The sequence below is a fragment of the Pseudomonas sp. A6 genome (assembly GCF_052367875.1).
GTDB lineage: Bacteria > Pseudomonadota > Gammaproteobacteria > Pseudomonadales > Pseudomonadaceae > Pseudomonas > Pseudomonas citronellolis.
In genome coordinates, this window is record NZ_CP198970.1 from 1,266,442 (window position 1) to 1,282,730 (window position 16,289).

Annotated in this window: 15 protein-coding genes; 9 read left to right on the top strand and 6 right to left on the bottom strand. The window is 68.4% G+C overall.

What is annotated here, in order from left to right:
- The first annotated feature begins 2 nt into the window (after positions 1–2).
- Genes ACTWJ5_RS05730 through tldD form a run of 3 tightly spaced genes read left to right on the top strand, consistent with a single transcriptional unit; the run spans position 3 to position 6,178 of the window.
- Positions 3–3,830, top strand: coding sequence for a YhdP family protein (locus tag ACTWJ5_RS05730; RefSeq protein ID WP_444437730.1), 3,828 nt, complete (start codon positions 3–5; stop codon positions 3,828–3,830).
- 54 nt (positions 3,831–3,884) lie between these two features.
- Positions 3,885–4,733, top strand: a complete 849-nt coding sequence (locus ACTWJ5_RS05735; protein WP_444437732.1) for a carbon-nitrogen hydrolase family protein — start codon at positions 3,885–3,887, stop codon at positions 4,731–4,733.
- A 2-nt stretch (positions 4,734–4,735) separates the two neighbouring features.
- A complete protein-coding gene (gene tldD, locus ACTWJ5_RS05740) occupies positions 4,736–6,178 on the top strand; it encodes a metalloprotease TldD (RefSeq protein ID WP_069861865.1) in 1,443 nt (480 codons plus the stop codon).
- Positions 6,179–6,338: 160 nt separating this feature from the next.
- On the opposite strand, the gene yjgA is transcribed toward tldD, so the two are convergent.
- Positions 6,339–6,863, bottom strand: a complete 525-nt coding sequence (gene yjgA, locus ACTWJ5_RS05745) for a ribosome biogenesis factor YjgA (protein WP_009617781.1) — start codon at positions 6,861–6,863, stop codon at positions 6,339–6,341.
- Positions 6,864–6,982: 119 nt separating this feature from the next.
- On the opposite strand from yjgA, the gene pmbA reads away from it, so the two are divergent.
- From pmbA to ACTWJ5_RS05775, 6 genes are all read left to right on the top strand, one after another.
- Positions 6,983–8,332 carry a metalloprotease PmbA gene (pmbA, locus tag ACTWJ5_RS05750; RefSeq protein ID WP_249917752.1) on the top strand — a complete coding sequence of 450 codons (1,350 nt, stop codon included), beginning with the start codon at positions 6,983–6,985 and terminating at the stop codon, positions 8,330–8,332.
- A 483-nt stretch (positions 8,333–8,815) separates the two neighbouring features.
- On the top strand, positions 8,816–9,187 hold the full coding sequence (locus ACTWJ5_RS05755; protein ID WP_009617785.1) for a hypothetical protein: 372 nt from the start codon (positions 8,816–8,818) through the stop codon (positions 9,185–9,187).
- Positions 9,188–9,200: 13 nt separating this feature from the next.
- Positions 9,201–10,577 carry a class II fumarate hydratase FumC gene (gene fumC / locus ACTWJ5_RS05760; protein ID WP_444437735.1) on the top strand — a complete coding sequence of 459 codons (1,377 nt, stop codon included), beginning with the start codon at positions 9,201–9,203 and terminating at the stop codon, positions 10,575–10,577.
- Positions 10,578–10,604: 27 nt separating this feature from the next.
- Positions 10,605–11,054 (top strand): tetratricopeptide repeat protein, encoded by a 450-nt coding sequence (locus ACTWJ5_RS05765; RefSeq protein WP_009617791.1) that lies wholly within the window; start codon positions 10,605–10,607, stop codon positions 11,052–11,054.
- An 8-nt stretch (positions 11,055–11,062) separates the two neighbouring features.
- Positions 11,063–11,689 (top strand): superoxide dismutase, encoded by a 627-nt coding sequence (locus ACTWJ5_RS05770; RefSeq protein ID WP_444437737.1) that lies wholly within the window; start codon positions 11,063–11,065, stop codon positions 11,687–11,689.
- Between the two features lie 22 nt (positions 11,690–11,711).
- Positions 11,712–12,611, top strand: coding sequence for a ZIP family metal transporter (locus ACTWJ5_RS05775; protein ID WP_444437739.1), 900 nt, complete (start codon positions 11,712–11,714; stop codon positions 12,609–12,611).
- Between the two features lie 25 nt (positions 12,612–12,636).
- On the opposite strand, the gene ACTWJ5_RS05780 is transcribed toward ACTWJ5_RS05775, so the two are convergent.
- The 5 genes from ACTWJ5_RS05780 to ACTWJ5_RS05800 form a co-directional block, all read right to left on the bottom strand.
- Positions 12,637–12,909 carry an HPr family phosphocarrier protein gene (locus ACTWJ5_RS05780; protein ID WP_253391828.1) on the bottom strand — a complete coding sequence of 91 codons (273 nt, stop codon included), beginning with the start codon at positions 12,907–12,909 and terminating at the stop codon, positions 12,637–12,639.
- Between the two features lie 31 nt (positions 12,910–12,940).
- A complete protein-coding gene (gene rapZ / locus ACTWJ5_RS05785) occupies positions 12,941–13,798 on the bottom strand; it encodes an RNase adapter RapZ (protein ID WP_444437742.1) in 858 nt (285 codons plus the stop codon).
- A 1-nt stretch (position 13,799) separates the two neighbouring features.
- Positions 13,800–14,264 (bottom strand): PTS IIA-like nitrogen regulatory protein PtsN, encoded by a 465-nt coding sequence (gene ptsN, locus ACTWJ5_RS05790; protein WP_069861859.1) that lies wholly within the window; start codon positions 14,262–14,264, stop codon positions 13,800–13,802.
- A gap of 12 nt (positions 14,265–14,276) precedes the next feature.
- Positions 14,277–14,585 (bottom strand): ribosome hibernation-promoting factor, HPF/YfiA family, encoded by a 309-nt coding sequence (gene hpf / locus ACTWJ5_RS05795; protein ID WP_253391830.1) that lies wholly within the window; start codon positions 14,583–14,585, stop codon positions 14,277–14,279.
- Positions 14,586–14,661: 76 nt separating this feature from the next.
- Positions 14,662–16,164, bottom strand: coding sequence for an RNA polymerase factor sigma-54 (locus ACTWJ5_RS05800; protein ID WP_444437745.1), 1,503 nt, complete (start codon positions 16,162–16,164; stop codon positions 14,662–14,664).
- Positions 16,165–16,289: the final 125 nt, after the last annotated feature.

Here is a 16,289-nt window from a genome sequence, read left to right on the forward strand (position 1 = left end):
AGATGGACCGCTTCGGCCGCCTGTTCGCCCGCCTGCTGCGCCTGCTCCTGGGGCTCTGCGCCCTGGGCCTGGTGCTGCTGGCGCTGTACGTCAGCCTGGGGCGCCAACTGGCGCCGCTGGTGGCGGAATATCGCGAAGACCTGGCCGAGCAGGCCAGCGCGCGGCTGCACATGCCGGTGCGCATCGGCGCCCTGGAAGGCAGCTGGCGCGGCTTCGGCCCGATCATCACGGTGCGCGACATCCAGCTCGGCGAGGGCAACGACGCCCTGCGCCTGGAGCAGGTGCGCCTGACCCCCGACATCCCCGCCAGCCTGCTGGCGCGCCAGCCGCGCATCGACAGCCTGGAACTGCAGGGGTTGCACCTGAGCCTGCGCGAGGGCGAGGACGGCCACTGGCAGGTCGAGGGCCTGCCGGCCAGCCCGCAGGGCAGCGACCCGCGCCAGCTCGTCGACCTGCTGCTGACGCCGCGCCGCCTGTCGCTGCTGGACAGCCAGCTGAGCCTGCTGCCGCGTGAGGGGCAGACGCTCAACCTGACCTACCTCGGCCTGACGCTGCACAGCGGCGTGTTCGGCCAGCGCCTGGACGGCCGCTTCAACCTGCCCGACGGCCAGCCGGTGGCGCTGCGGGTGGACACGCGCATCGACCGCGAGGACTGGAAGCGCAGCTCGGCCGACGCCTACCTCAGTCTGCCGCAGAGCGACTGGGCGAAGTGGCTGCCGGCGAGCCTGACGCGGCAATGGCGCATCCAGCGCCTGGAGGCCGGCGGCGAGTTCTGGGCGCGCATCGACAAGGGCCAGCCCAGCGCGGCGGTGGCCAGGCTCAATGCGCCGCAGGTGCAGGCCTCCTTCGATGGCCGCGAGGCGGTGAAGGTTGGCGACCTCGGCGTGGGGCTGTACTTCCAGCGCCAGGGCGACGAAATGAGCCTGCGCGTCAGCGATCTGGCGGCCAACCTCGGCGAAAAGCGCTGGGGCGAGGCAGAACTGGAGCTGAACCGGCAGACCCGCGGCGAAGAACACTGGCGCCTGCGCGCCGACCGCCTGGACCTGGGCCCGCTGCTGCCGGTGGTGGAAAGCCTGGCGCCCTTGCCGGACAAGGCTGTGGAGTGGCTGCAGGGCCTGGCGCCGCAGGGCGTGCTGCACCACCTCAACCTCGATTACTGGCCGCAGCGCCAGGGCGCCGAGCGCCTGGCCTACGGCGTGAACCTGGAGAAGGTCGGCGTCAGCGCCTTCCACGACGTTCCAGCGGTGGCCAACGTCGACGGCACCTTCAGCGGCAACCTCGGCGGCGGCCAGCTGGACGCCTCGGCCAAGGACTTCATGCTCCACCTGGCCACCCTGTTCCCCGAGCCCTGGCGCTTCCGCAGCGCCAACGCGCGGCTGTTCTGGAAGTGGGACGACGAGGCCTTCACCCTCGGCAGCCACCTGATGAAGGTCGAGGGCGACGTCGGCCGCCTGGGCGGCGACATGCTGATCCGCCTGATGCACGACCACGACAAGGAAAGCTACATGGACCTGCGCGTGGGCCTGGAGGACGGCGACGGCAGCTACACCCCGCAGTTCCTGCCCACGGTGCTGCCGGAGATGAACAAGGACCTGGCCCACTGGCTGGCCACTGCCATCAAGGGCGGGCGCGTCGAGCAGGGCTACTTCCAGTGGCAGGGTTCGCTGAAAAAGGGCTCGGCGCCGGAAGACCACGCCATGAGCCTGTACTTCAAGGTCCACGACGGCGAGCTGGACTACCAGCCGGGCTGGCCGGCGCTGAGCCAGGCCGAGGGCGAGGTGCTGGTGGAGGACAGCGGCGTGCGCATCCGCGCGCAGTCCGGGCGCATCCTGCAGAGCCAGGTCCGCGACGTGCAGGTGGACATTCCCCACGTGCCCAAGGGCGAAGTCGCCCACCTGCATGTCGATGGCGACGTCGACAGCAGCCTGGGCGACGGCCTGAAGATCCTCCAGGACTCGCCCCTGGGCGTGCAGCAGGTCTTCGCCGGCTGGGAGGGCGAGGGCCCGCTCAAGGGCCACCTGAACCTGGACATCCCGCTGGCCAAGGAACAGGCGAAGCAGGCGCGGGTGGTGGTGGACTTCGCCACCGAGGGCGCGCGCCTGAAGATCGCCAAGCCGACCCTGGAACTGGCCCAGCTCAAGGGCGACTTCCGCTACGACACCAACAGCGGCCTGAGTGCCAAGGGCCTCAGCGCCCAGGCCCTGGGCAGCCGCGTCAGCGGCAGCATCCGCGCCGAGGGTAGCCCGGGCAAGCCGCGCACCCGCGTGCTGGTGGGCGGCCAGGTGGCGCTGAAGAGCCTGCTCGACTGGGGCGGCGTGAAGCAGGCCGTGCCGGCCGCCGGGCGCCTGCCGTTCCAGCTCGACCTGCTGCTCGATGGCAATGACAGCCAGTTGCAGGTCAATTCTGACCTCAAGGGCCTGGCCATCGACCTGCCGGCCCCCTTTGGCAAGGCCGCCGACGAGACCCGCGCCAGCGACTGGCGCATGACCCTCGAAGGCCCCGAGCGGCGCTACTGGGCCAACTACGACAAGGTGGCCAGCCTGGCCTACGCCGCCCCCGCCGACAAACCCCTGGGCGGGCGCGGCACCCTGCGCCTGGGCGGCGACCCGGCGCTGCTGCCCAACTGGAGCGGGGTGCAGGTGCGCGGCAGCCTGGACACCCTGGACGTCGAGCAGTGGCAGGCGGTGCTGAAGAAGTACGGCATCGGCGGCGTGCCCAGCGATACCCAGGGCCTGCTGCGCGGCGCCGACCTGCAGATCGGCCATTTCCGCGGCTTCGGCACCAGCCTGGACAACTTCAAGCTCGACCTGGCGCGGATTTCCGGCGGTTGGCAACTGGGCGTCGACAGCGCCCCGCTGGCCGGCCAGGCGGTATTCCCGGACAGCGGCCAGCGGCCCATCCAGATCAACCTGGCGCGCCTGGACCTGCCGAAGAACCCCACCAACGACCTGGCCGCCGCGCCGACCATCGCCCCCGACCCGCTGGAAAAGGTCGACCCGCGCAGCATTCCGGCGATGGACGTGGCCATCCGCCAGATCTCCCAGGGCGGCAAGCCCATCGGCGCCTGGAGCTTCAACGTGCGCCCGACCACCAGCGGCATCGCCTTCAACAGCCTCAACCTCGACCTGCGCGGCCTCAAGGTCGGCGGGACGCTGCGCTGGGAAGGCCCGGTGGGCTCCACGCGCAGCACCTTCCAGGGGCGCCTGGAAGGCAAGAACCTGGCCGACGTGCTCAAGGCCTGGGACTTCGCCCCCACCGCCACCAGCGACCGCTTCAGCCTGGACATCGACGGCAACTGGCCCGGCTCGCCGGCCTACATCAGCCTGCGCCGCTTCGGCGGGCGCCTGGAAGCCGACATGCGCAAGGGCCAGTTCGTCGACGTCGAGGGCAGCGCCCAGGCCCTGCGGGTGTTCGGCCTGCTCAACTTCAACGCCATCAACCGCCGCCTGCGCCTGGACTTCTCCGACCTGTTCGGCAAGGGCCTGAGCTACGACCGCGTGCAGGGCGTGCTGGGCGCCACCAATGGCGTCTACCTCACCCGCGAGCCGATCAAGCTCACCGGGCCGTCCAGCAACATCGAGATGAACGGCACCCTGGACCTGGCCCACGACCAGATCGACGCCAAGCTGCTGGTGACCCTGCCGCTGACCAACAACTTGCCGCTGGCCGCGCTCATCGTCGGCGCGCCGGCGGTGGGCGGCGCGCTCTTCGTGGTGGACAAGCTGCTGGGCGACAAGGTGGCGCGCTTCGCCAGCGTGCAGTACCGCGTCAAGGGGCCCTGGCAGAACCCCGAGATCGCCTTCGACAAGCCGTTCGAGAAACCGCGGTGAGCAGAGCCGGCGGGCATCGGTTAGGATGAATCGCATCTGTCGTCGGAGAAACGCATGTCCCTCGCCGTGATCCAGATGGTCAGCCAGGACGACGTCCCGGCCAACCTCGCCGCCGCCCGTCGGCTGCTCGAACAGGCCGCCGAAGGTGGCGCGCGCCTCGCTGTGCTGCCGGAGAACTTCGCCGCCATGGGCCGCCGCGACCTGGCCGAACTGGGCCGCGCCGAGGCCCTGGGCGAGGGCCCGATCCTGCCCTGGTTGAAAAGCGCCGCGCGCGACCTCAGGTTGTGGATAGTCGCCGGCACCCTGCCGCTGCCGCCGGACGGCCAGCCCGAGGCCAAGGCCAACGCCTGCTCGCTGTTGGTCGACGAGCACGGCGAGCGGGTGGCGCGCTACGACAAGCTGCACCTGTTCGACGTGGACGTCGCCGATGCCCGCGGCCGCTATCGCGAGTCCGACGACTACGCCTTCGGCGGCCAGGTGGTGGTGGCCGATACGCCGGTCGGCCGGCTGGGCCTGACGGTGTGCTACGACCTGCGCTTCCCGGAGCTCTATACCCGGCTGCGCGAGGCCGGCGCCGAGCTGATCACGGCGCCCTCGGCCTTCACCGCGGTGACCGGCCAGGCGCACTGGGAAGTGTTGATCCGCGCCCGCGCCATCGAGACGCAGTGCTACGTGCTGGCGGCGGGGCAGGGCGGTACCCACCCGCGCGGCCGCGAGACCTGGGGCCAGTCGGCCATCGTCGACCCTTGGGGGCGCATCCTCGCCGAGCGCGACAAGGGCGAGGCGGTGCTGCTGGCCGAACGCGACAGTGAAGAACAAGCGGCGCTCCGGCAACGCATGCCGGTGGTCCGCCATCGAAGATTCTACCCGCCGGCCGTACCCGGACCGGCGCCTACGGAGTAGCCATGAGCGAGTTGTTGTCATCCGTCAGCCAGCACCTGCTGGCCCCCGGCGGCCTGGACGTCGACGGCCTGCAGCCGATCCTGCACGAGCTGAGCGGCCCGGGCATCGACGCCGCCGACCTGTACTTCCAGAGCCAGGTGTCCGAGTCCTGGATGCTCGAGGACGGCATCGTCAAGGAAGGCAGCTTCCACATGGACCAGGGCGTGGGCGTGCGCGCCCAGTCCGGCGAGAAGACCGGCTTCGCCTACAGCAATGCCATCACCCCCGATGCGCTATCCCAGGCGGCGCGCGCCGCGCGCTCGATTTCCCGCGCCGGGCAGAATGGCCGGGTGCAGGCGTTCAAGGCGGTCGCGCCGACGCGCCTGTACGCCGGCGAGAACCCGCTGGACGTGCTCAGCCGCGCCGAGAAGGTCGAGCTGCTGAAGAAGATCGACGCCGCCACCCGCGCCCTCGATCCGCGCATCCAGCAGGTCACCGTGAGCCTGGCCGGCGTCTGGGAACAGGTCCTCATCGCTGCCGCCGACGGCTCCCTGGCCGCGGACATCCGCCCGCTGGTACGCTTCAACGTCAGCGTCATCGTCGAGCAGAACGGTCGCCGCGAGCGCGGCGGCCATGGAGGCGGCGGGCGTACCGATTATCGCTATTTCCTCAGTGAAGACCGCGCCATGTCCTACGCCCGCGAGGCGCTGCGCCAGGCTTTGGTCAACCTCGAAGCGGTCCCCGCGCCGGCCGGCACCCTGCCGGTGGTGATGGGCGCCGGCTGGTCCGGCGTGCTGCTGCACGAGGCGGTGGGCCACGGCCTGGAAGGCGACTTCAACCGCAAGGGCAGCTCGGCCTACAGCGGGCGCATCGGCGAGAAGGTGGCCTCCAGCCTGTGCACCATCGTCGACGACGGCACCCTGGCCGGGCGTCGCGGCTCGCTGTCGGTGGACGACGAGGGCACCCCGACGCAGTACAACGTGCTGATCGAGAACGGCATCCTCAAGGGCTACATGCAGGACAAGCTCAACGCCCGCCTGATGGGCGTGGCGCGCACCGGCAACGGCCGCCGCGAGTCCTACGCGCACCTGCCGATGCCGCGCATGACCAACACCTACATGCTGGCCGGGCAGAGCGACCCGGCGGAAATCATCGCCTCGGTGGAGAAGGGCATCTACTGCGCCAACCTCGGCGGCGGCCAGGTGGACATCACCAGCGGCAAGTTCGTCTTCGCCACCAGCGAGGCCTACCTGATCGAGAACGGCAAGATCACCCGCCCGGTGAAGGGCGCGACCCTGATCGGCAACGGGCCGGAAGTGATGAGCCGGGTGTCCATGGTCGGCAACGACATGGCCCTGGACAGCGGCGTGGGCACCTGCGGCAAGGATGGCCAGTCGGTACCGGTGGGCGTTGGCCAGCCGACGCTGAAGATCGACGGCATCACCGTGGGCGGGACCGGCGCCTGAGGCGCCGGGAAGCATTTGGAAAGTCTGCTCACGGCCTCGCGAGCTAGAGCAGAACAAGGCAAAAACAGGTGAGGAAGCGCAGTTTACTGATGCTAAATGAGCATTTCTCACCTGTTTTTAACGCAGTTATGCCGACGCGCAGCAGGTCGTGGGTAGGCTTTCAGCGGAGGCCGCGCTTGAGCTCGTCCAGTTCGCGGATGTATTTGAAGATCTTCCGCGCCGCGGCCGGGGGCTTGTCGTGAGCGGCCTCGTGCTGGGCGTGGCGGATCAGCTGCAGCAGGTGCTGGCGGTCGCTGTCCGGGTATTCGGCGAAGAATGCGGAAAGGGCTTCGTCGCCGCCGGTGACGAGGCGGTCGCGCCAGCGCTCCAGGGCGTGGAAGCGCTCGTTGTACTGGCGCGTGGAGCTGTCGAGCTGGTCGAGCAGGGCGACGATGGCATCGAGGTCCTGGTCGCGCATCAGCTTGCCGATGAACTGCCGGTGGCGTTTGCGGGCGGCATTGGCCTTGTGCTTGGGCGCCTCGTCGATGGCGCGGCGCAGCGGCTCGGTGAGCGGCAGGCGGTCGAGCATGTCCGGCTTGAGCGCGGTCAGGCGCTCGCCGAGGTCCTGCAGGGCGTGCAGCTCGCGTTTTACTTGCGACTTGCTCTTCTCTTCGAACAGCGAGTCGTCGTCTTGATATTCAGCCATGGCGGTGGTCCAGTGGAAAACGCCGCCATGATAACGAGTCGAGGGTCGCTTGTCCGGCCCGCCCGCGATGCCACGGGGCCCGTCGCCCCGTCCGCGGAACAGAACAGGAGAGTTTGGCAATGAGCGAACAGGCCAAGGCAGTCGGCCCCGAGGCACTTCCGGCGCTGCGCGAGCAGGTCGAGCGGATCGTCGCCGAGGCGAAGCGCCAGGGCGCCACGGGCTGCGAAGTGGCGGTGTCCCTGGAGCAGGGGCTGTCCACCAGCGTGCGCCAGCGCGAGGTCGAGACGGTCGAATTCAACCGCGACCAGGGCTTCGGCATCACCCTCTACGTCGGCCAGCGCAAGGGCTCGGCGAGCACCTCGGCGACCGGCGACGAGGCCATCCGCGAAACCGTGGCGGCGGCGCTGGCCATCGCCAAGCACACTTCCGAGGACGACTGTTCCGGCCTGGCCGATCCCGCGCTGATGGCCCGCGACCTGCCCGACCTGGACCTCTACCACGCCTGGTCGTTGACCCCGGACCAGGCCGTGGAGCGCGCGCTGGCCTGCGAAGCTGCGGCCTTCGATGCCGACCCGCGGGTGACCAAGGCCGACGGCACCACCCTGAACATCCACCATGGCTGCCGCGTCTACGGCAACAGCCACGGCTTCATCGGCGGCTACGCCAGCACCCGCCACAGCCTCAGCTGCGTGATGATCGCCGAGGGCGAAGGGCAGATGCAGCGCGACTACTGGTACGACGTGAAGCGCCGCGGCGAGCTGCTGGACAGCCCGGAGAGCATCGGCCGCCGCGCCGCCCTGCGCGCCGCCAGCCGCCTGGGCGCGCGCCCGGTGCCGACCGCCGAGGTGCCGGTGCTGTTCGCCCCGGAAGTCGCCGTGGGCCTGTTCGGCCACTTCCTCGGCGCCATCTCCGGCGGCAGCCTGTACCGCAAGTCGTCGTTCCTCGAAGGCTGCCTGGGCCAGCGCCTGTTCCCCGAGTGGCTGACCCTCGACGAACGCCCGCTGCTGCCCGGCGCCCTGGGCAGCGCCTCGTTCGACAACGACGGCCTGGCCACCTACGCCAAGCCCTTCGTGGAGAACGGCACCCTGGTCTCCTACGTGCTTGGCACCTACTCCGGGCGCAAGCTGGGCATGCCCAGCACGGCCAACGCCGGCGGCGTGCACAACCTCTTCGTCAGCCACGGCGACGAGGACCAGAAGGCCCTGCTGCGGCGCATGGGCCGCGGCCTGCTGGTCACCGAGCTGATGGGGCAGGGCGTCAACCTGGTCACCGGCGACTACTCCCGCGGCGCCGGCGGCTACTGGGTGGAGAACGGCGAGATCCAGTTCCCGGTGCAGGAAGTCACCATCGCCGCCAACCTCAAGGACCTGTTCGCCAGCATCCTGGCTATCGGCAATGACGTGGAGAATCGCGGGAACCTGCATACCGGGTCGGTGCTGGTGGAAAGGATGATGGTGGCTGGTAACTGATAGCAGTCTGTGGTTCTGGAGAACGCCGTTTCCTGCCGAGGGAAGCGGCGTTTTTCTTTCCGCAATGGCTCTTCGTAGGAGCGAGCTTGCTCGCGAATGGCGTTCTGCCGGCGAGGCTCGGTGCTTGCCCCAAGAGCGCCCTCTCCCTAACCCTCGGCTGCGCGCCCCGCCCTGAAGGGAGAGGGGACCGTTGGGCAGACGCTGGTGCTCTGGAGTTAGCCGGCAACGCCGAAAGTTGCCGGATGAAACCTAGCCGTCTCTCGGCACGGACTGCCCCCTCTCCCTTCAGGGAGAGGGCTGGGGAGAGGGGCAGCGTCAACCCGAAACACCGAAGCCACCGGGAAACCCCCTTCGCGAGCAAGCTCGCTCCTACGAAGAGCATCCGGCGCATACCACCCCCGATTTGCCCTACTCCCTTGGTCTGACTTGTATTTTCCTTCTCTCGTAACGATAATCAATCTCATTATCGGTTGAGGGATTCCCATGTTCGTCGAAACCCACACCTCCCTGCTCGACCGCTGGTACCGCCTGGGCACCCGCATCCGCTGCGCGCTGGAGCCCGACGAGCCGCGCCTGCTGGAGCTTTACCTGTTCGAGACGCGCTACCTGGTGGCCTGGGAGCCGCTGCCGGCCTGGCAGCTGTTCGAGAAGAGCTTCCAGTTGCTGCTCGACACCGCCGCCGACGTCGCCCTGCCGTGGCATTGGCGCGGGCTCTGCCTCGACCACGCCTATCGCCCGCTCTGCGACCTGCGCCGCCTCGCCGGCGATGCCGAACGCAGGCAGCGCCTGCAACAGCTTTCGCGCCGGCTGGCCACGCAGCCGATGGCGCCTTCCCTGACGTACCACGACCTGTAAGCGAGAAAGCAGAATGACTGACAGCCGTATCGAACGCGACAGCATGGGTGAACTGGCGGTGCCGGCCGCGGCGCTGTATGGAGCCCAGACCCAGCGTGCGGTGAACAACTTCCCGGTCAGCGGCCAGCGCATGCCCGCCGCCTTCATCCGCGCGCTGCTGCTGGCCAAGGCCGCCGCGGCGCGGGCCAACGTCGCCCTGGAGCAACTGGATGCCGAGACCGGCGCGGCCATCGTCGCCGCCTGCGAGGAACTGCTGGCCGGCGACTTCCTCCAGCACTTCCCGGTGGACGTGTTCCAGACCGGCTCCGGCACCAGCTCCAACATGAACGCCAACGAGGTGGTGGCGACCCTCGCCGGCCGTCGCCTGGGCCGCGCGGTCAACCCCAACGACCAGGTCAACTGCGGGCAGAGCAGCAACGACATCATCCCCTCGACCATCCACATCAGCGCCGCCCTGGACATCCACGAGCGCCTGCTGCCGGCGCTGCGCCACCTGCAGGCCACCCTCGAGCGCAAGGCCGGCGAGGTGCAGCAGTACGTCAAGACCGGGCGCACCCACCTGATGGACGCCATGCCGGTGCGCCTGAGCCAGGTGCTCGGCGGCTGGGCCCAGCAGGTACGCCAGGCCACTGCCAACCTCGAAGCCCTGCAGCCGGCGCTGCAGCAACTGGCCCAGGGCGGCACCGCCGTCGGCACCGGGGTGAATGCCCACCCGCAGTTCTCCGCGCGCTTCTGCCAGGAGCTCAACGGCCTGACCGGCCTGGCCTTCCGCCCGGGCGACGACTTCTTCGCGCTGATCGGCGCCCAGGACACCGCCGTGGCCGTCTCCGGCCAGCTCAAGACCCTTGCCGTGGCGCTGATGAAGGTCGCCAACGACCTGCGCTGGATGAACTCCGGCCCGCTCGCCGGCCTCGCCGAGATCGAGCTGGAGGCCCTGCAGCCGGGCTCCTCGATCATGCCCGGCAAGGTCAACCCGGTGATCCCCGAGGCCACCGCCATGGTCGCCGCCCAGGTGATCGGCAACGACGCCACCATCGCCGTGGCCGGGCAGTCCGGCAACTTCGAGCTGAACGTGATGCTGCCGGTGATCGCCGACAACCTGCTGCAGAGCATCCAGCTGCTGGGCAACGTCAGCCGCCTGTTGGCCGACAAGGCCATCGCCAGCTTCAGGGTCAACGAGGCGCGCCTGCGCGAGGCGCTGTCGCGCAACCCGATCCTGGTCACCGCGCTGAACCCGATCATCGGCTACCAGAAGGCCGCCAAGATCGCCAAGCAGGCCTACCGCGAGGGTCGCCCGATCATCGAGGTGGCGCTGGAGAACACCGATCTCGGCCGCGAGCGCCTGGAGGCCCTGCTGGACCCCGAGAAACTCACCGCCGGCGGCCTCTGAGGCCGCTTCACCATGGAGGTATGTGACATGCGCCATTGGCAACAGACCATCGAACTGGGCAACCGCTGCTTCATCCGCAACGAGTTGATCGATGCCCGCGAGCACTACCTCCATGCCCTGGCCCACGCCCAGCTGCTGCTGGGCCGTTGGCACGACCCGGACGAGGCGGTGATGGCCTTCGTCATCTCCCACCACAACCTGGGCGACCTGCACGTGCAGCTGGGCCAGCCGGAAGAGGCCGCCGAATACCTGTGCAACTGCCACGAGCGGCTGCTGGAGCTGAGCATCGACCCGCGGCAGAGCCGCGACATGCGCGAGGCCGCGCTGCGCCACAGCCGGCGCAGCTACCTCGAGCTGCTCAACTTCATCGGCGAGCACGGCAATTACCCGCGCACCCGCGAGCTGCTGCACCAGCAGGGCGAAGTGGAGCTGCGCCCCGGCCTCTTCGCCACCCCGCAATCCATGCGCTACCACTAGGAGCGACCATGCCCCACAGTCTTCCCGCCTTGCCCTACGCCTACGACGCCCTGGAGCCGCACATCGACGCGCGGACCATGGAGATCCACCACAGCAAGCACCACCAGACCTACGTCAACAACCTGAACGCCGCGCTGGAGGGCACGCCCTTCGCCGAACTGCCGGTGGAAGAACTGCTGCAGCAGCTCGGCCGCCTGCCGGAGAAGCTGCTCGGCGCGGTGATCAACAACGGCGGCGGCCATGCCAACCATTCGCTGTTCTGGCAGGTGATGTCGCCGACCGGCGGCGGCGAGCCCGACGGCGCCCTGGCCCGCGCCATCGAGACCGAGCTGGGCGGCTACGCGGCCTTCCGCGAGGCCTTCACCAAGGCTGCGCTGAGCCGCTTCGGCAGCGGCTGGGCCTGGCTCTGCGTCGACAGCCAGGGCCGCCTGAAGGTGGAAAGCAGCGCCAACCAGGACAGCCCGCTGATGCAGGACCTGATCCCCATCCTCGGCCTGGACGTCTGGGAGCACGCCTACTACCTGCAGTACCAGAACCGCCGGCCGGAATACATCGCGGCCTTCTACGAGGTCGTCGACTGGCCGGAAGTGGCGCGCCGCTATCGCCTGGCCCTGGAGCAGCGGGGGCTCGCCTGATGCCCGCCGGGGAAGTGACGCCATGCGCCCGCTAGAGGCAAGCGCGCGGCAGGGCGGCGCGCGCAACCTGCGCTGGCTGCTCGGCCTGGGGATAGTGCTGCTGGGCAGCGGCCTGCTGTTCAACCACCTGTTGCTGCTGGCGCGCCTGCAATTGCCGGCGCCGCTGTACCAGGCGCTGAGCGGCGGCCTGATCTGCGCCCTGGGCACCGCCCTGGGCGCCGTGCCCGTGCTGCTGATCCGCAGCATGCCGGCGCGGGTGGCCGATACCCTGCTGGGCTTCGGCGCCGGGGTGATGCTGGCGGCGACGGCCTTTTCCCTGCTGCTGCCAGCCCTGGAGGCGGTCGAGGCGGGCGGGCGGTCGCCGCTGTACGCCGCGCTGCTGGTCAGCTTCGGCATGGCCCTGGGGGTTCTGGGGCTGATGCTGGCCGGGCGGATGCTGGACGATGCCCAGCATGACCTGGACGACGCGCCGACCCCCGCCATTCCCGCCCGCATCCTGTTGTTCGTCGCGGCCATCGTCCTGCACAACATTCCCGAGGGCATGGCCGTGGGCGTTGCCGCCGGCGGCGAGGTCCAGGGCGCCGGCGGCCTGGCGCTGGGCATCGCCCTGCAGGACGTGCCCGAAGGCTTGGCCATCGCTCTGGTGCTGGCCGGCGCGGGGATGTCGCGGGTGCGGGCGATGCTGGCCGGCGCGGCTTCCGGGCTGGTCGAGCCGCTGTTCGCGGTGCTCTGCGCCTGGCTGGTGGGGGTGTCGCGGATGCTGCTGCCCTGGGGCCTGGCCCTGGCGGCGGGAGCGATGCTCTACGTGGTGGTGCGGGAAATCGTGCCGGAGTCGCAACGGCGGGGCTATGCCGGGGAGGCCACCCTGGGGCTGATCATCGGCTTCTGCCTGATGATGGTGCTGGATACGTCACTGGGCTAGCGCCCGGTATTGCGCAGGCGGGCGCTCACTCGCCTTCGTCGAAGTAGTTGTTGATCAGGTCGACGAGGGCCTGCAGGGCCTCGTCGGCCTGCTCGCCCTCGGCGTTCAGGTGCAGGTTGGTGCCCTTGCCCGCGGCCAGCATCATCACGGCCATGATGCTCTTGCCGTCCACCGCGCTCTCCGGGCTGCGGCCGACGCGGACCTGGCACGGGAAGCGGCCGGCCACGCCGACGAATTTGGCCGCCGCGCGGGCGTGCAGGCCGAGCTTGTTGATGATGGTGATCTCGAGGGCGGGCATCGCGAGGGGGCTGTCCTTTCGTTATCTGCTGCTAGCTCAGGTCGCGGTGGCGAATCTGCACGTTCTTCAGGGTGGCTTTCAGGGCATTGCCGATGCGCTCGGCGAGGTAGACCGAGCGATGATGGCCGCCCGTGCAGCCGATGGCAATGGTGACGTAGGCGCGATTGCTGGCGGCGAAGCGCGGCAGCCATTTGTTCAGGTAGCCCAGGGTGTCCTGGAACATCTCTTCCACGTCGGGCTGCTCGGCGAGGTATTCCTGCACGCCCTTGTCCAGGCCCGACTGTTCACGCAGCTCGGGTTTCCAGTAGGGGTTGGGCAGGCAGCGCACGTCGAACACCAGGTCGGCGTCCACCGGCATGCCGCGCTTGAAGCCGAACGACTCGACGAGGAAGGCGGTGCCCGGCTCGGGTTTGTTCAGCAGGCGCAGCTTGATGACGTCGCGCAACTGGTAGAGGTTGAGGTTGGTGGTGTTCAGCTTGAGGTCGGCGAGATCGGCGATCGGGCTGAGCAGTTGCTCCTCGTCGGCGATGGCCTCGGCGAGGGAGCGGGTGTCGGTGGTCAGCGGGTGGCGCCGGCGCGTCTCGGAGAAGCGCTTGAGCAGCGTCTCGTCGTCGGCGTCCAGGTACAGCACGTCGCACTGGATGTGCTTGTCGCGGGCCTCCTGCAGCAGCTCGGGGAAGCGCTTGAGCTGGCTGGGCAGGTTGCGCGCGTCGATCGACACGGCCACCTGCGGGTGCATCAGTTCGGTGTGCAGCAGCGCGCGCTGGGCCAGGTCCGGCAGCAGGCTGGCCGGCAGGTTGTCGATGCAGTAGAACCCGCTGTCCTCGAGGACGTTGAGGGCGGTGCTCTTGCCGGAGCCGGAACGGCCGCTGACGATGATCAGGCGCATGCTAGTGGCCGTTCTGCACTTCCACGACTATCTGGTACAGCGCGTCGCCGTCGCTCGCGCGGCGCAGGCGTTCGCGCACCTCGGAGCGGTCGAGCATGGAGGCGATCTGGCGCAGCAACTCCAGGTGCTCCTCGGTGGCCGCTTCGGGTACCAGCAGGACGAACACCAGGTCGACCGGGGCGCCGTCGAGGGCGTCGAAGTCCACCGGTGCATCGAGGTGAAGAATGGCGCTGATCGGCGCCTTGCAGCCGGTCAGGCGGCAGTGGGGAATGGCGATGCCATTGCCGAAGCCGGTGGAGCCCAGGCGTTCGCGGGCCACCAGGCTTTCGAAGATGTCTTGCGCGTCGAGGCCGGGAAGGTCTTTCACGACCAGGTTGGCGATCTGTTCGAGTACGCGCTTCTTGCTGCCGCCCGGCACGTTCACCAGGGAACGGCCGGGGGACAGGATCTGCTCAAGTCGGATCATAGGGGAGGGGGGTTAGCGGACTCCAACGCCCTGTTGGCGTTCGAGGTACTTTTCCTTGTGTTTGATCAGTTGTCGGTCGAGTTTGTCGGTCAGCAGGTCGATGGCGGCGTACATGTCTTCATGTTCGGCGCAGGCCTGCACTTCGCCACCGGAGATGTGCAGCGTGGCTTCGATACGCTGTTTCAGCTTTTCGACCTCCATGATGACCTGAACATTGGTGATCTTGTCGAAGTGGCGCTCCAGTCGGCCGAGTTTCTCGACCACGTAGTCGCGCAGGGCGTCGGTCACATCCAGTTGATGGCCACTGATGTTGACTTGCATACCGCTTTCTCCTTATTGCCCGTGTATAAGTGGCAGGTTATGGGGCCTGCCGCCGGAACACCTTGGCTTGGGTCAATCAGACCAGTCGCTTGCGCTCGCTCGATGGAGCTATTCCGAGAGATTCCCGGTACTTGGCGACCGTCCGACGTGCCACTTGAATGCCCTGTGCCTCCAGTAAACCAGCGATCTTGCTGTCGCTCAACGGCTTTTTCGGACTTTCTGCCGCGACCAGTTTCTTGATGATCGCGCGGATCGCCGTGGACGAGCATTCGCCGCCCTCGGAAGTGCTCACGTGGCTGGAGAAGAAGTACTTCAGCTCGAAGATGCCACGCGGGGTGTGCATGAATTTCTGCGTGGTGACCCGCGAGATGGTCGACTCGTGCATGCCCACCGCCTCGGCGATGTCGTGCAGGACCAGCGGCTTCATGGCCTCCTCGCCGTACTCGAGGAAACCGCGCTGGTGCTCGACGATCTGCGTCGCCACCTTCATCAGCGTCTCGTTGCGGCTCTGCAGGCTCTTGATGAACCAGCGGGCTTCCTGCAGCTGGTTGCGCATGAAGGTGTTGTCGGCGCTGGAGTCGGCGCGGCGCACCAGGCCGGCGTACTGCGAGTTGACGCGCAGGCGCGGCACCGCCTCCTGGTTCAGCTCCACCAGCCAGCGCTCGTTGTGCTTGCGCACGATCACGTCCGGCACCACGTACTCGGCCTCGCCGGACTCGATCTGCGAGCCCGGGCGCGGGTGCAGCGACTGGATCAGCTCGATGGTTTCGCGCAACTCGTCTTCCTTGAGCTTCATGCGCCGCATCAGCTGGGTGTAGTCGCGGCTGCCGAGCAGGTCGAGGTGGTCGGCGACCAGGCGCAGGGCCTCGCTCAGCAGGTAGGTGTCCGCGGGCATCTGGCGCAGCTGCAGCAGCAGGCATTCGCGCAGGTTGCGCGCGCCGACGCCGGCCGGCTCCATCTGCTGGATGCGCCGCAGCACCACTTCCACCTCGTCCATCTCGATGCCCAGCTCGGGGTCGAGGGAGGCGAGGATGTCGTCCAGGGACTCTTCCAGGTAGCCGTCGTTGTTGATGCCGTCGATGATGCTGAGGGCGACCAGACGGTCGCTGTCGGACATGGGGCAGAGGTTCAGTTGCCACAGCAGGTGGCTCTGCAGGCTTTCGCCGGCGGAGGTGCGGGCGGTGAAGTCCCACTCGTCGTCGTCGTTGCTGGGCAGGCTGCTGGCGCTGGTCTGGTAGACGTCTTCCCAGGCGGTGTCCACCGGCAACTCGTTGGGGATGCGCTCGGCCCACTGGTCTTCGTCCAGGCTGTCGGCGCTGGGCGTGGTGGTTTCCTGGAAGCTTTCGCTCTGCGAGTTGACGTTGGTATTGGCGGGGGTTTCCGCGCCTTCGGCGTAGGGATCGCTACCGTCGAAGTCGTCGCCTTCTTCCTGGCGTTCGAGCATCGGGTTGGATTCCAGCGCCTCCTGGATCTCCTGTTGCAGATCCAGGGTGGAGAGTTGGAGCAGTCGGATGGCCTGTTGCAGCTGCGGAGTCATCGTCAGCTGCTGGCCCATCTTGAGGACAAGCGATGGTTTCATGGCTGGAACTTGGCACCTTGTTCGCTGGCGTGTAGTGCGCCATATCCACGACTACGGGCGCCAGGGCCGAAGCTCCGGAACGCCGCTAGGAAGCAAATTATATGCCTGAATTCTCAGACTTTGCC

What these genes read in the sequence shown, in the direction of transcription:
- ACTWJ5_RS05735 (WP_444437732.1), top strand. Translation starts at nt 3,885, where the DNA reads ATGTCCCTCGCCGTGATCCAGATGGTCAGCCAGGACGACGTCCCGGCC.
- ACTWJ5_RS05730 (WP_444437730.1), top strand. Translation starts at nt 3, where the DNA reads ATGGACCGCTTCGGCCGCCTGTTCGCCCGCCTGCTGCGCCTGCTCCTG.
- rapZ (WP_444437742.1), bottom strand. Translation starts at nt 13,798, where the DNA reads ATGCGCCTGATCATCGTCAGCGGCCGTTCCGGCTCCGGCAAGAGCACC.
- pmbA (WP_249917752.1), top strand. Translation starts at nt 6,983, where the DNA reads ATGAGCGAACAGGCCAAGGCAGTCGGCCCCGAGGCACTTCCGGCGCTG.
- hpf (WP_253391830.1), bottom strand. Translation starts at nt 14,585, where the DNA reads ATGCAAGTCAACATCAGTGGCCATCAACTGGATGTGACCGACGCCCTG.
- ACTWJ5_RS05775 (WP_444437739.1), top strand. Translation starts at nt 11,712, where the DNA reads ATGCGCCCGCTAGAGGCAAGCGCGCGGCAGGGCGGCGCGCGCAACCTG.
- fumC (WP_444437735.1), top strand. Translation starts at nt 9,201, where the DNA reads ATGACTGACAGCCGTATCGAACGCGACAGCATGGGTGAACTGGCGGTG.
- ACTWJ5_RS05800 (WP_444437745.1), bottom strand. Translation starts at nt 16,164, where the DNA reads ATGAAACCATCGCTTGTCCTCAAGATGGGCCAGCAGCTGACGATGACT.
- ptsN (WP_069861859.1), bottom strand. Translation starts at nt 14,264, where the DNA reads ATGATCCGACTTGAGCAGATCCTGTCCCCCGGCCGTTCCCTGGTGAAC.
- ACTWJ5_RS05770 (WP_444437737.1), top strand. Translation starts at nt 11,063, where the DNA reads ATGCCCCACAGTCTTCCCGCCTTGCCCTACGCCTACGACGCCCTGGAG.
- ACTWJ5_RS05755 (WP_009617785.1), top strand. Translation starts at nt 8,816, where the DNA reads ATGTTCGTCGAAACCCACACCTCCCTGCTCGACCGCTGGTACCGCCTG.
- ACTWJ5_RS05765 (WP_009617791.1), top strand. Translation starts at nt 10,605, where the DNA reads ATGCGCCATTGGCAACAGACCATCGAACTGGGCAACCGCTGCTTCATC.
- ACTWJ5_RS05780 (WP_253391828.1), bottom strand. Translation starts at nt 12,909, where the DNA reads ATGCCCGCCCTCGAGATCACCATCATCAACAAGCTCGGCCTGCACGCC.
- tldD (WP_069861865.1), top strand. Translation starts at nt 4,736, where the DNA reads ATGAGCGAGTTGTTGTCATCCGTCAGCCAGCACCTGCTGGCCCCCGGC.
- yjgA (WP_009617781.1), bottom strand. Translation starts at nt 6,863, where the DNA reads ATGGCTGAATATCAAGACGACGACTCGCTGTTCGAAGAGAAGAGCAAG.